16 protein-coding genes are annotated in these 12,245 nt (G+C 70.3%); 5 read left to right on the forward strand and 11 right to left on the reverse strand.

Annotated elements, in window-relative coordinates; genetic code table 11:
* Positions 1-26: 26 nt before the first annotated feature.
* The 4 genes from ybeY to MCBMB27_RS00770 all read right to left on the reverse strand — a co-directional run bounded on the left by ybeY (position 27) and on the right by MCBMB27_RS00770 (position 4,894).
* The gene (gene ybeY / locus MCBMB27_RS00755; protein ID WP_043383933.1) at positions 27-506 is read right to left on the reverse strand and encodes an rRNA maturation RNase YbeY; all 480 of its coding nucleotides are present in this window, start codon (positions 504-506) and stop codon (positions 27-29) included.
* Positions 507-508: 2 nt separating this feature from the next.
* Positions 509-1,615, reverse strand: coding sequence for a PhoH family protein (locus MCBMB27_RS00760; RefSeq protein WP_043345723.1), 1,107 nt, complete (start codon positions 1,613-1,615; stop codon positions 509-511).
* Between the two features lie 37 nt (positions 1,616-1,652).
* Complete coding sequence (gene miaB / locus MCBMB27_RS00765; RefSeq protein WP_075379638.1) at positions 1,653-2,990, reverse strand: tRNA (N6-isopentenyl adenosine(37)-C2)-methylthiotransferase MiaB; 1,338 nt, start codon at positions 2,988-2,990, stop codon at positions 1,653-1,655.
* Between the two features lie 167 nt (positions 2,991-3,157).
* Positions 3,158-4,894, reverse strand: coding sequence for an L-lactate permease (locus MCBMB27_RS00770; RefSeq protein ID WP_075379639.1), 1,737 nt, complete (start codon positions 4,892-4,894; stop codon positions 3,158-3,160).
* 262 nt (positions 4,895-5,156) lie between these two features.
* On the opposite strand from MCBMB27_RS00770, the gene MCBMB27_RS00775 reads away from it, so the two are divergent.
* On the forward strand, positions 5,157-5,423 hold the full coding sequence (locus MCBMB27_RS00775; protein ID WP_236952859.1) for a pentapeptide MXKDX repeat protein: 267 nt from the start codon (positions 5,157-5,159) through the stop codon (positions 5,421-5,423).
* A 123-nt stretch (positions 5,424-5,546) separates the two neighbouring features.
* On the opposite strand, the gene MCBMB27_RS00780 is transcribed toward MCBMB27_RS00775, so the two are convergent.
* The 4 genes from MCBMB27_RS00780 to MCBMB27_RS00795 all read right to left on the reverse strand — a co-directional run bounded on the left by MCBMB27_RS00780 (position 5,547) and on the right by MCBMB27_RS00795 (position 8,531).
* Positions 5,547-6,416, reverse strand: a complete 870-nt coding sequence (locus tag MCBMB27_RS00780) for a lysophospholipid acyltransferase family protein (RefSeq protein WP_075379641.1) — start codon at positions 6,414-6,416, stop codon at positions 5,547-5,549.
* Between the two features lie 4 nt (positions 6,417-6,420).
* Positions 6,421-6,936, reverse strand: a complete 516-nt coding sequence (locus MCBMB27_RS00785; RefSeq protein ID WP_043345740.1) for a GNAT family N-acetyltransferase — start codon at positions 6,934-6,936, stop codon at positions 6,421-6,423.
* A complete protein-coding gene (tsaB, locus tag MCBMB27_RS00790) occupies positions 6,933-7,607 on the reverse strand; it encodes a tRNA (adenosine(37)-N6)-threonylcarbamoyltransferase complex dimerization subunit type 1 TsaB (protein ID WP_075381842.1) in 675 nt (224 codons plus the stop codon). The genes MCBMB27_RS00785 and tsaB overlap by 4 nt, the downstream gene beginning before the upstream one ends.
* A 357-nt stretch (positions 7,608-7,964) precedes the next feature.
* Positions 7,965-8,531, reverse strand: coding sequence for a NifU family protein (locus tag MCBMB27_RS00795; RefSeq protein WP_075379642.1), 567 nt, complete (start codon positions 8,529-8,531; stop codon positions 7,965-7,967).
* 186 nt (positions 8,532-8,717) lie between these two features.
* Here MCBMB27_RS00795 and MCBMB27_RS00800 point away from each other — a divergent pair, with 186 nt between their 5' ends.
* The 4 genes from MCBMB27_RS00800 to MCBMB27_RS00815 all read left to right on the forward strand — a co-directional run bounded on the left by MCBMB27_RS00800 (position 8,718) and on the right by MCBMB27_RS00815 (position 10,968).
* Positions 8,718-9,176: an atp-dependent helicase gene (locus tag MCBMB27_RS00800; RefSeq protein ID WP_335633064.1), complete on the forward strand. Its 459-nt coding sequence runs from the start codon at positions 8,718-8,720 to the stop codon at positions 9,174-9,176.
* A gap of 122 nt (positions 9,177-9,298) precedes the next feature.
* Complete coding sequence (locus MCBMB27_RS00805) at positions 9,299-9,736, forward strand: DUF2934 domain-containing protein (RefSeq protein ID WP_075379643.1); 438 nt, start codon at positions 9,299-9,301, stop codon at positions 9,734-9,736.
* 169 nt (positions 9,737-9,905) lie between these two features.
* Positions 9,906-10,571 carry an HAD family hydrolase gene (locus MCBMB27_RS00810; protein WP_053609976.1) on the forward strand — a complete coding sequence of 222 codons (666 nt, stop codon included), beginning with the start codon at positions 9,906-9,908 and terminating at the stop codon, positions 10,569-10,571.
* A gap of 190 nt (positions 10,572-10,761) precedes the next feature.
* On the forward strand, positions 10,762-10,968 hold the full coding sequence (locus tag MCBMB27_RS00815; RefSeq protein WP_043351410.1) for a hypothetical protein: 207 nt from the start codon (positions 10,762-10,764) through the stop codon (positions 10,966-10,968).
* Between the two features lie 15 nt (positions 10,969-10,983).
* Here the strand turns inward: MCBMB27_RS00815 and MCBMB27_RS00820 are convergent, their stop codons facing one another.
* The 3 genes from MCBMB27_RS00820 to MCBMB27_RS00830 form a co-directional block, all read right to left on the reverse strand.
* Positions 10,984-11,271, reverse strand: a complete 288-nt coding sequence (locus MCBMB27_RS00820; protein WP_043383910.1) for a hypothetical protein — start codon at positions 11,269-11,271, stop codon at positions 10,984-10,986.
* 109 nt (positions 11,272-11,380) lie between these two features.
* Entirely contained in the window at positions 11,381-11,674 is a 294-nt protein-coding gene (locus MCBMB27_RS00825; RefSeq protein WP_053609975.1) for a hypothetical protein, read from the reverse strand.
* 168 nt (positions 11,675-11,842) lie between these two features.
* Positions 11,843-12,223, reverse strand: coding sequence for a DUF6481 family protein (locus MCBMB27_RS00830; protein WP_043351405.1), 381 nt, complete (start codon positions 12,221-12,223; stop codon positions 11,843-11,845).
* Positions 12,224-12,245: the final 22 nt, after the last annotated feature.

Here is a 12,245-nt window from a genome sequence, read left to right on the forward strand (position 1 = left end):
TCTGGGGTCGATCGGGCGTCGCGCGCTCAGGCATAGGGATCCGGGATGCCCAGCGTCGCGAGAGCCGCGACCTCAAGGGCTTCCATGGCATCGGCCTCGGCCTCGCCGATCTCGTGGTCCTGACCGAGACAATGCAGGATGCCATGGACGAGCAGATGGGCGAGGTGATTCTGGAGCGGCTTCGACTGCTCCGCACTTTCGCGCACCAGGGTCTCGTAAGCAAGGACCACGTCGCCGAGGGGCGTCGGAACGCCGGGATGCACCGGCTGCGGAGCGGCGGGGAAGGACAGGACGTTGGTCGGCTTGTCCTTGCCGCGCCAGGTCCGGTTGAGGTCCTGCACCGCGGCATCGTCGGCCAGCAGGATGCTGACCTCGACAGGTCCGTCCGGCCGGTCGGGGGCGATGGCGAGGCCGGCTTCCACGGCGCGCGTGACCCGGGCTTCGAGGTCCGGGATCGCCGTCTCCCAGCGCGCGTCCTCGACGGCGAGATCGATCGCGTGCGGCATGCTCACGCCAGCGGCCGTCGGCGGGGATTGGGATTGCGGTCGGCCTCGGCGCTGCCGTGGGCGGCGCGCTCGTAGGCGGTGACGATCCGGCGCACGAGGTCGTGGCGGACCACGTCGACGTCCTTGAACCGCACGCGCCCGATCCCCTCGACGCCGTCCAGGACGCCGACCGCTTCCACGAGGCCGGATTTCTGGCCCGGCGGCAAATCGATCTGGCTGGGATCGCCCGTGATGATCATGCGGGACCCCTCGCCCAAGCGGGTGAGGAACATCTTCATCTGCATGGAGGTCGTGTTCTGCGCCTCGTCGAGGAGCACCACGGCGTTGGTGAGGGTGCGGCCACGCATGAAGGCCAGCGGCGCGATCTCGATCGTGCCGGTCTGCAGGCCGCGGTCGACGTGACGCGCCTCCATGAAGTCGTAGAGGGCGTCATAGATCGGCCGCAGGTAGGGATCGACCTTCTCGCGCATGTCGCCGGGCAGGAAGCCCAGGCGCTCCCCGGCCTCGACCGCCGGACGCGACAGGATCAGCCGCTCGGCATGGCCCTGCTCCAGGAGCGATACGGCGTGGCCGACCGCGAGCCAAGTCTTGCCGGTCCCGGCGGGCCCCTCGGCGAAGACCAGCTCATTGGTGCGCAGGAGCTTGATGTACTCGTCCTGTGCCGGATTGCGGGCCCGCACGGCGCCGCGCTTGCGCGTTGCGATCTGCTCGAAATGCGGCGTGTCGGCCTCGGCGGCGATCGCCGCCGCCGGGAACAGGGTCGCCTGGGCGGTGGCTTCGCGGATGGCGCCGTCGACGTCGCCGAGGCTGAGGGTGCTGCCGCCGGTCCGCACCCGGGCGTAGAGTTTCTGGAACACCCGCCGCGCCGTCTCGACGGCGTCGGCGGGGCCCTTGATGACGAGATGGTTGCCGAGGGCCGTGGCGGTCACGTCCAGCCGGCGCTCGATATGGGCGACGTTCTGGTCGTATTGGCCGAAGACGAGGCTCGCGAGGCGGTTGTCGTCGAAAGTCAGCGGCACCTCGACCGCCTCGTCCGATCCGGCCGGCAGCGCCGCCGGGCCGCGACCCCGGAGCGCGCCGCGCGCACCCCCACCGTCCGACGCGCTCAATCCGTCATCCTCGCCATCCGTCCGACCGTTCCGATCCTCACGCCGCCGCAGCCTCCGAGACGAGTTCCCCGAACAGGCTGTTGGCGCCCGCCTCGGTGATCCGCACCGGCACCACCTGTCCGATATGGTGCGGCGCGGCGTCGAACTGGACGGCCAGCAGGTGCGGCGTCTTGCCCGCGACCTGACCCGGGTGCCGTCCCGGCTTCTCCACCAGCACGTCGAAGACCCGGCCCTCGGCCGCCCGCTGATAGGCGTGCCGCTGGCTGTCGAGGAGCGCCTGCAGCTCGGCGAGCCGCGCGGCCATCACGGCCTCAGACACCTGATCGGTGCGGTCTGCGGCCGGCGTCCCGGGACGGGGGCTGTACTTGAACGAGAATGCGCTCTCGAACCCGACGTCGCGCACGAGCCGCAAAGTCTCGGCGAAATCCGCATCGGTCTCGCCGGGGAAGCCGACGATGAAATCGGAGGACAGGGCGATGTCCGGCCGCACGGTCCGGATCCGGTCGATCAACCGGCGATAAGCATCACCGGTGTGCTTCCGGTTCATGGCGGCGAGGATCCGATCCGACCCCGACTGCACCGGCAGGTGCAGGTAGGGCATCAGGGCCGGCACCTCGGCATGGGCCCGGATCAGGGCCTCGTCGAAGTCGTTCGGATGGCTCGTCGTGTAGCGGATCCGCGCGATGCCGGGGATGCTGGCCACCGCCCGCACCAGCGCGGCAAGACCCACGGGCGCGCCGTCGGGCCCGTCGCCGTGATAGGCGTTGACGTTCTGACCGATGAGGGTGATCTCGCGTACGCCCCCTTCGGCGAGCTTCTCGGCCTCAGCGAGCACGGCCGCCACGGACCGCGAGACCTCCGCACCCCGGGTGTAGGGCACCACGCAGAAAGCGCAGAATTTGTCGCAGCCCTCCTGCACGGTCAGGAAGGCCGAGGCCCCGAGGGTCCGCCGACGGGGCAGGTGGTCGAACTTGTCCTCGACGGGAAATTCGGTGTCGACGACGCGGCGCTCGCGGGACCGTGTCAGGAGATCGGGCAGGCGGTGATAGCTCTGCGGCCCGACCACCACGTCGACAGCGGGCTGCCGCGCCTGGATCTCGGCGCCCTCGGCCTGGGCGACGCAGCCGGCTACGACGATGCGGGTGTCGAGGCCTTTCGCCTTCCGCTCACCCTTCAGGACGCGCAGCCGCCCGAGTTCGGAATAGACCTTCTCGGCAGCCTTCTCGCGGATATGGCAGGTGTTGAGGACCACGACATCGGCGTCCTCGACCGAGTCGGTCGCCGTGTAGCCCTCGGCGCCCAGGACGTCGGCCATGCGGGCCGCATCGTAGGCGTTCATCTGGCAACCGTAGGATTTGACGTAGGCCTTCTTCAACGCGCGCCGTCCTGAACCAATCCGCTTCAATCCCCACGCCCGTCCCGCGACGCGGGCCGGCGCGTGGCCTGTAGCACGGATCGCGCGGCCCGTCGCGGCGCCAAAACACGACCGGCCGCCCGAAGGCGGCCGGTGCAACGGTGCGGCGGAGGATTCCTCCGCCGGCCTCAGTGGGCCGCCGGCGCGGCGGCGGGCAGGTCGATGACCATCTGCTGGAAGAAGGGCACGTAGGCCTGCAGCATCACGAACAGGCCGACCAGGCAGGCGAGCGCGATCGAGTGCCAGAACACGAAGCGCAGGATCTTGCCTTCCTGGCCGAAATAGCCCGTGGCCGTGGAGGCGACGACGATCGACTGGGCGTCGATCATCTTGCCCATGACGCCGCCGGACGAGTTCGCCGCCGCCATCAGCACGCCGGACAGGCCGAGCTGCTCGGCCGTGATCCTCTGGAGGCCGCCGAACAGCACGTTCGAGGCCGTGTCCGACCCGGTGAGCGCCACGCCGAGCCAGCCGAGGAGCGTCCCGAAGAACGGGTAGAGGATGCCGGTTCCGGCGAAGGCGAGGCCGAGGGTCGCATCGACGCCCGCGTAGCGGGTGAGGACGCCGAGCGCGAGCATCGCCGAGATCGTGATCAGCGAGTACCGCAAGGCCCAGATGGTCTCGAAATACGCCGTCACGAGGCGCACCGGCGAGAACCGCATGATCAGGCCGGAGATGATCGCGGCGATCAGCACGCCCGTGCCGGTGTAGGACATGTAGGTGAACAGGAAGACCGCGCCCTCGGGCACCGGCTTGGCCACCACCGGGGGCACCTTCATGATCACGTTGTGCAGGCCCGGCACCTCGTACTTCCAGGTGAAGATCGGGTTGACGATGCCCTTGAACCAGCCGGTTCCCCAGATGGCGACGACCACGGACAGGATGACCCACGGCACCCAGGCCCAGAGGATATCGCCCTGGGACGCCGTGCGTGCGCCGATATGGACCGGGGGCGTGCCGGGCACGCCGGCGCCGAGCGCCACGGGGCGCGGGCCGGCCACGGCGAGCGACGGATCGTGCCCGCGCAGCGCCGGCGACGTCCAGATCTCGCGGGGCTGCCAGACCTTCAGGAACAGAACCAGGGCCAGCATCGAGGCGATCGAGGCGCCGATATCGACGATCCAGGGATTGACGTAGTTCGAGATCAGGAACTGCGCGACCGCGAAGGAGGCGCCGCAGACCAGGATCGGCGGCCACACCCGGATCATGCCGCGGAAGCCCGCGAACACCCAGATCAGCCAGAACGGCACGATCAGCGAGAACAGCGGCAGCTGCCGGCCGATCATCGCGCCGAGGATCTCCGGCGGGTAGCCGGTCACCGAGGCGAGTCCCTGGATCGGCGCGCCGAGCGCCCCGAAGGCCACCGGCGCGGTGTTGGCGATGAGCGACAGGCCCGAAGCGGCGAGCGGCGAGAAGCCGAGGCCGATCAGGATCGCGCCGGTGACGGCGACCGGGGTGCCGAAGCCGCCCGCGCCCTCGAAAAAGGCGCCGAACGCGAAGGCCACCAGCAAGAGCTGCAGGCGCCGGTCGGCCGTGATGCCAGCCACCGATTGCTGCAGGATCGCGAACCAGCCCTTCTCCACCGTCAGCCGGTAGAGGAAGATGACGTTGAGGATGATCCAGCCGATCGGGAAGAAGCCCGTGACCATCCCGAGGATGGCCGCCCGGCTGGCGAGATCGGTCGGCATGCCGAAGCCGACGATGGCCACCAGCATGGCGAGGCCGAGGGCGATGACGGCCGCAATATGGGCCTTCACGCGCCCGCTGGCGATCATGGCGAGCAGTGCGATGACCGGCACTGAAGCGGCGAGCGTCGAGAGCCAAGCGCTCCCGAACGGATCGTAAACCTGATTCCAGGTTTGCAACGGGCGTCCTCCACAAATCCCGACTGTTCCGGGTTGCGGCCTAGCTAGCAGACGGGTTCGACCCGCTCAATGCGCTGCATCATGTATTCCGGGGTCGTGCCTCTGGAGCTTCGGAGATCTGAGGCCCCAAGATCTCGCATCCCGCCTGACGTCCGCGCGGGTCCGACGCCGGAACGGGCCTGTTCGGGCGCTAACACACTCGCCCGACGAACGTTTTCTGCAGCCCCGTAACCGCGGGCCGAAGACGGCCGAACGTCCGGATGTGCTGCATGATCAGCACAGTTCGCGAGGTTTCGACATGCGCAACGGGTTACAGCTCTCCGCCGCCTTCTTCGCCGCCGCGCTGGCCGCGGCTCCGGCCGTAGCGGAGACCATGAACAAGGATGCGATGAGCAAGAATTCCATGGCCAAGGACAGCATGGCCAAGGACTCCATGCATAAGGGAGCCATGGAAAAGTCGGCTCCCATGGGAAAGACCGATGCCATGGACAAGGGTCCGATGAGCCGGAGTGACGCACCGAAGCGGTAGAGCACGGCAGACGCGCGGCGGAGACCGGCCGGGATCGGCAGATCCGTCGCGCGTCTCGAACCGCGCTAACCACGACCGCGGCGCCGGGGACCACCTGCCGAGCCCGCGGTCGAACGGCTCCGCTCAGACCGTCGCAATCTCCTGACCCTGGAGGCCGCGGTCGCTGGCCGCTGGCCGGACATTCGGCGCGGGCGCGGCCCCGTCGCCGCCCGCGCCGATGCCCCGCAGGGCCGCGCGCACCTCGGCCTCCGCGGCGGCCGTGGCGGCCTTCCGGTCGGTTGTCGCCTCGAAGACGATCGGCGCCCCCCAGACGACGTGCACGTCGATGGGGCCGCCCTGCACGAAGGCGGCGAGGTGGGGGGCCAACTCCATGTCCCCGTACCAGGCGATCTCGGCGCGCTCGGCCCGCGTCACCGGCAGGCCGTTGCGACGGGGATAGGTGATGGCCAGCGGCTGGAGGCGCACCCGGCCGCGCCCGGCCTCGGCTTGCAATGCCGCCCGGGCTGCGCCGACCAGGGAGGAGCGGAACGGCAGGAGCCGGGTTCCGTCGCCGGTGGTCCCCTCCGCGAACAGAACGACGAGCTCCCCTTCGGCCAGCCGATGACCCATGGCGGTGCTGACGGTGGCGGTTGCCCCGCGCCGCTGCCGGTCGATGTAGATCGTCCGCTGCAGCCCCGCGAGGGCGCCGATCAGCGGCCAGCCGGCGATCTCGGACTTCGCCACGAAGGAGAGCGGCCGCAGCGAGCCCACCGCGATGATATCCAGCCACGAGACGTGATTGGCGAGCACCAGGGCCGCCTCGCCGGGATCAGGGGGTGTTCCGCTCTGCATGACCCGCACGCCGAACAGGCGCAGGAAAACGCGGTGGAACAGGACCGGCGCCAGGGCCGCGCGGCGACGCAGCAGCCGCAGGGCGATCCAGTGCGGAGGCCCCAGCACCGCGAAGGCGAGGCCGAGAGCCGCGACGCGCCAAGCGATACCGAGGCGGCTCACGGCGTCACAGATCGGCGCTCATCGTCAGCGCAGTCGCCCGGCTGCCATCGGCCTTGAGATAGTAGCCCGTGCGCGAGCCCACCTGTCGGAAGCCATGGCGCGCGTAGAGCCGCAGGGCGGGGGCGTTGCCCTCGTCGACCTCCAGATGCACCCGGGCAACCCCGGCGAGGGCGAGGCTCGACAGGTGCTCGCGGAGCAGCTTGCGGCTGTGGCCGCCGCCGCGCAGCGCCGGGGACAGGACCACCGTCAGGATCTCGGCCTCGTCGGCCGCCCGGCGCGAGAGCACGAAGCCGTGGAGCGTGCCCGCACGCCACAGGGCGTGCGCCTGGGTCGAACGCTCGCAGAGCATGCGCTCGAATTCGTGGGCCTCCCAGGGGCGCGCGAAGGCGGTCGCGTGGAGCCGGGCGAGGGCAGGGGCCTGCGCCGCGTCGCGGAGCGGGGCGACGTAAGGCTCCGGGGTCAGCGCGTCCCACCACGCGAACCACCAGTCGAAGGGCCAGAAAGGCAGCGGGCGGGTCATCGCCGTGCGATCCGCGCATGATCCTGCGGCCGGGCATCCGGCCCGCGCAGGTAGAGAGGCCGTGCCAGCGCCTGCGCCGGGTCTGCGACGAGACCGAGGGAGGCTACCGACGCGATATCAGGGCCGGATACGTTGGCGACGCGCGCCGCTACGCCGCGTTCGGCGAGCGCCGTGGCCAGCATCGGTGCACCGGAGCCCGTGAGCACCACCGGGCCGGAACCCAGCTGCTCGGCCGCCGCCTCGACGGCGAGGTGCGCGGGGGCGAGGCCGTCGCCGGGACCGAGGGCCTGGACGAAGACGGCGCCGTGGCGGGCATCGATCACCGCCGCGATCGTGCCCTCGACGGTCTCCGCCAGGAGGGGAGCGAGGAGAGCCGAGAGGGTGCCGACGCCGACGACCGGCTTTCCGGTGGCGAGTCCGATGGCCCGGGCCGCCGACAGGCCGACCCGCAGCCCGGTGTAGCTGCCCGGCCCGACCGTCACGGCGACGCGGTCGATCGCCTCAAATCCGCCCTCGACCCGGGCGATTACCCGCTCGATCAGCGGCAGCAGCGATTCCGCGTGGCCGCGCGCCATCGGCAGCGCCTCGGCGGCGAGGGGCGCCTCGGATTCCTCCGCCATGACGCAGGCGGCGCAGGTGTCCAGCGCTGTGTCGATGGCCAGGATACGCACGCTCACTCCCACAGGACGGTCCGAACCGGCCGCTTCCTCCTGCGTCACGACGGACGCGAAGAGTCTCAAGCGTTAGAGCAAAACCGCCGCTTCGTCAGCGGCGGGGGAGACCGAGCCGGCTCTTCGGCGGTCGAGTGTTGCCGGCTTGCGCCGCTCGGCCTGCACACTGGGAGACCCCGAGGCCGCACCAAGGCCGCACGCCTTCTCGCTCGGCGCGCGGCGGCGGCACGGATCACGCCCTATGGTGCCGGCGACGACGCGCGTCACCCGCTTGAGACGCAGAGTCGACGGCCATGGGAAAGCTCGTGGGCGATGCCGGCCGGCAGGATCCTCGAGCTATACCGCGGAAACGGATCTTCAGATCGCCTGGACTTCGCGGATCTCCGGCAGGAAGTGCCGGAACAGGTTCTGCACGCCGTGCCGCAGGGTCGCCGTGGAGGACGGACAGCCCGAGCAGGCGCCCTTCATTTCCAAGTAGACCACGCCCTCCTTGTAGCCGCGGAAGGTGATGTCGCCGCCGTCGCCCGCCACCGCCGGGCGCACCCGGGTCTCGAGCAGGTCCTTGATGGTCACGACGGTGTCGTGGTCGGCCTCGTCGTAGAACTCGTCGCTGGGCTCGATCTCGCCGTGGCTGCCCTCGGCCATCACGGGCACGCCGGACTGGAAGTGCTCCATGATCGCACCGAGCACCGCCGGCTTCACCAGCGCCCACTCCGAGCCGTCCTCGGCCTTGGTCACGGAGATGAAGTCGTGCCCGAAATAGACGCCCGCCACACCCGGGACGGTGAACAGCGCCGCAGCCAGGGGCGAGCGGGCGGCGGCCTCGGGATCCCGCGCCTCGAAGGTCGATTCCGGAAGGACGACACGGCCGGGCAGAAACTTCAGGGTGGCCGGGTTCGGCGTGGCTTCGGTCTGGATGAACATGGTGGGATCACTCCGCTGCGCCGGTTCAAGGCCGGCCGGGACAGGCGCCGCGAGGCACCGCCTTCCATGTGGACCGGCAAGCGGATTTTCTCAACCGGTCGTGGCGTCCGCGCCCGTCGACGAGAGTGGACATTCCTGCAGCGGCGCGACAGGACGGGCGGAATCGGGATGCCAGAGGAGCCGGCAGTGGACGTGACCGCGGACCAGACCCTCGCGCAGGAATTGCTGAAGGATCTGCGCGAGACACAGATCAAGCTGGAAGCCGCGCGGACGGAGGCGGCATCGCTCAAGGTGCTGCTGGCGTTGCGCACCCATCAGCACGACCAGGCCTGGCAGGACGGGCGGCGCCTGGCGGCCGCGCTCGAAGACGCGGAGGCGCGCACGAAGGCGGCCACCGAGCAGGACGCGGCGCGGGAGAACACCGCGTCGGCCGAAGCCGTGGCGATGGCCGACGAGCGCACCGAGGCGGTCCGGACCGTGCTGTCGGCCGTCCTCGCGAGCATCGGCCAGCGCGCCCTCGACCGGCGCCGGTTCCAGGAGATGATCGCCCGGGCCGGACGCGAGGCGCCGGATCAGGGACCCGGTGCGGCTCGCCACGCGGTGCTCCTGACCGAGGCGCGGCGGGTGCTCGGGATCGCCGAATAGGCCGCGGGCACGTTCGCTCGGAGGGGGGCCGCGTCCGGCTCCCGGCCCCGGCGGGCAGGGTTAACCGACGCTTAACCCGGCTCTCCCATCGTCGATCCCGGGACGGACAGGAGATCGACTGCATGCTGATCAGCGAGCACCAGGTGCGCGAATGCGCCTACTACATCTGGGAGAACGAGGGCCGGATTCACGGCCATGCGGCCGCCCACTGGATCCGCGCAGAAGCCGAGCTGCGCGCCAACGCGATGCTGGCGGCCGGCGTCGCCTCCAAGACGGTCGAAGCTCCGAAGGCCATCAAGGCCGCCGCTGCGAAGACCGCTTCGGCCAAGCCCGCGGCCGCCAAGTCTGCGGCCGCCAAGTCTGCGGACGCCAAGCCTGCGACCACGAAGTCGGCCTCCGCTAAGCCGACCGCCGCCAAGCCGACCGCTGCCAAGCCCGCGGCCGTGAAGGCCGCCGCGAAGCCGGTGGCCCCGAAGACCGTTCGCGCGTCCAAGGCGGCGGTGACCGCCGGCCTCGCCGCCAAGGCGAAGCCTGCCCGGACCGCAGCCTCGATGCACTGACGGGCCGGCGCCGCCGCGCCGATGACGTTTCAGGAGCCCGCTTCCCGAGGGGAGGCGGGCTTCCGTCGTTCCAGCATCCGGGTCCGCGGGTCCGGTCTCAAGGAACAGGCTGGCCCCGGCCCGGTTGTCCGGCCGAACGCGGGCGCCGGGCACCGCGAGGGGGCTCGCGATGCGCGCGGCGATTTTCGACATCGACGGAACGCTGCTCGACAGCGTCGATCTGCATGCCCGGGCCTGGGTGGAGGCCTTCGCGCATTTCGGGGTGACGACCGACCCGGCGGAAGTGCGGCGACAGATCGGCAAGGGCGGCGACGAGTTGATGCCCGTCTTCCTGTCGCAAGAGCGGATCAGGCGCGAGGGCGAAGCGATCGAGGCGTACCGCTCGGACCTGTTCAAGCGGCGCTACCTGCCGGATGTGCGGCCCTTCCCCGGTGTCCGCCCGCTGTTCGAGCGCATCCACGAGGCCGGCCTGACCATCGCCCTGGCCTCGTCCGGCAAGCGTACCGAGGTGGATCGCTACACCGAGATCCTCGGGATCGGCGATCTCGTGGACGTCGCCACCAGTGCGGACGATGCCGACCGCTCGAAGCCGCATCCTGACATCTTCCAGGCCGCCTTGCGGAAGCTCGACGGCGTGGCGCCGGACGCGGCGCACGTCGTCGGCGACACGCCCTACGATGCCGAGGCCGCTGCAAAGGCGGGACTGCCCACGATCGGCCTACTCTGCGGCGGCTTCCCGGAAGCGGATCTGACCGCTGCGGGCTGCGTGGCGATCTATCGAGATCCCCAGGACCTGCTCGCCGGGTTCGCGTCCTCGCCGCTGGCCGGCACCTGAAATCGCGATCGGGCAAGCCGATTCGGACTCTCAGCCCGAGTCGTCCACACTTTACCGCCGCGCTGTTGCCCCACGGTGACGGAGACTGATGCCGGCTACGTAATCGCGCGAAAGGGGCTGGTGTCCGTCGATCGAAAGGCGTAGCGACCCGCCCGCCAATCTGGACTCTTTCGAAGGACGAGCGCCTCGCATGCCCCAGACTCATCAGGCCGGCCCGGCACCGCGCTACGTTCCGGCCGCCAAGTCCCTGCCGGAGCAGATCGCCGACGCCGTCGCGTGTCGTTCGACCCCGCTCAGCCATTTGCTGCGCCTGATGGCCGCGCTCGATGCCGAAGGTGGCAACGAAGCCCTGCGTCTCCGCCTCCGCGCGCGGATCGGCGCGCCGCTCGACGCCTGACAGCGCCGCCGCCGCTCAGCGGCGTCGGCTGCGATGCCGCCGACCACCGCGCCGGGCCGCCGGCGCGGTCACCTGTGCGACGCGCTTCATGCAGGCGAAATAGATTCGCCGCCCGATCTCCTCGAGTTCCAAACCCTGAGGGTTCGGCGTGGAGAACACCTTGGCGCGGGCCTCAAGGCGGCATGCCGCATCCTCGGGGCTCCGAATCGGAGGCTCTGCGCGGGCCGTTCCACAGCTCAGCGCCGATGCGATCCAGACCGCGGCGAACATCGACACGCGGGTGCTTTCGAGGATACGCGGCATACTGATGTTCAGGGCTCACACGCTCAAGACGTGAGAAATAGCGCGTCTTGCTGAGCCGTGAAGCTTCGCCAGAGTGCTGGCCTGACCGAAAAACGCGGGCGTGCCCGGCTTACGGGACAACCCAGAGACACCGCCCCGCATCGGCAACACTCATGCACTCGTAAGGCGCCCCGCCGATCAAGGCCCGTTGCTCGACGGCGCCGATGGCGCTGCGCGGGATGCGGCGGCAACCGGTCTCCCCAAGCGCTTGACGCTCGGCACCCGCGGCAGCATCGATCCGGCGTGCGGAGATCAGCGTCTCGCAGGCGGTCACCGTCTCCGAATCCTGCGCGTGGGCCTGTTCGGCGGCGAGGAGGATCGGCAGAGCGCCGACGATGAGGGCCAGTTTCGTCCAGGATTGCATCGCGACCTCGGCTGCGCCCGCCGAGCGAGGACGTCGCGGGTTCGACCGGCCCCAACGCGCGGGCACACGCAGCGGTTGCCGAGCGGGCATGCCCCAAAACGCGAAGACGCCCGCCTGGCGGGCGGACGTCTTCGGTTTCCGTGGCGTGAAGGAGCCGTCGGTGCGCGTTCAGCGCTTGGTCTTGACCTTTGCCTTGCGGGCCGCGTAGCGCGCATCGCGCTGGGCCTTCTTGGCAGCCAGTTCGGCCGACTTGCGCTCCTGCGCCGCGGCCAACTCGGCGGCCTCGCGGGCGAGTTGGGCGGCGAGTTCCGCCTCCTCCCGCTGACGCTTCTCTTCGGCGGCCTGCCGCTCGGCAGCGATCCGGGCCGCCTCACGCTCGCGGGAACGCTCCTCGCGGGCCTTGGCGATCTCCGCGCGGGCCTTCGCCTTGGCGATCACCTCCGGATCATCGGCCGGCGGCCGGGCCTTGAACTTGGCCAGCAAGGCGGCCTTGGCGTTCTGGGAGTTCTGACGACGGTCGTCGAAATTCCTGTAGTCGAATGCGCTCATCTGACCTTTCTCAGTTGGGTAC

The sequence above is a fragment of the Methylobacterium phyllosphaerae genome (genome assembly GCF_001936175.1).
Lineage (GTDB): Bacteria > Pseudomonadota > Alphaproteobacteria > Rhizobiales > Beijerinckiaceae > Methylobacterium > Methylobacterium fujisawaense.

Coding starts and splice junctions, on each gene's coding strand:
- ybeY (WP_043383933.1), bottom strand. CDS start 506: ATGCCGCACGCGATCGATCTCGCCGTCGAGGACGCGCGCTGGGAGACG.
- MCBMB27_RS00785 (WP_043345740.1), bottom strand. CDS start 6,936: ATGACCCGCCCGCTGCCTTTCTGGCCCTTCGACTGGTGGTTCGCGTGG.
- MCBMB27_RS00795 (WP_075379642.1), bottom strand. CDS start 8,531: ATGTTCATCCAGACCGAAGCCACGCCGAACCCGGCCACCCTGAAGTTT.
- MCBMB27_RS00805 (WP_075379643.1), top strand. CDS start 9,299: ATGCTGATCAGCGAGCACCAGGTGCGCGAATGCGCCTACTACATCTGG.
- MCBMB27_RS00810 (WP_053609976.1), top strand. CDS start 9,906: ATGCGCGCGGCGATTTTCGACATCGACGGAACGCTGCTCGACAGCGTC.
- MCBMB27_RS00815 (WP_043351410.1), top strand. CDS start 10,762: ATGCCCCAGACTCATCAGGCCGGCCCGGCACCGCGCTACGTTCCGGCC.
- MCBMB27_RS00820 (WP_043383910.1), bottom strand. CDS start 11,271: ATGCCGCGTATCCTCGAAAGCACCCGCGTGTCGATGTTCGCCGCGGTC.
- MCBMB27_RS00825 (WP_053609975.1), bottom strand. CDS start 11,674: ATGCAATCCTGGACGAAACTGGCCCTCATCGTCGGCGCTCTGCCGATC.
- MCBMB27_RS00830 (WP_043351405.1), bottom strand. CDS start 12,223: ATGAGCGCATTCGACTACAGGAATTTCGACGACCGTCGTCAGAACTCC.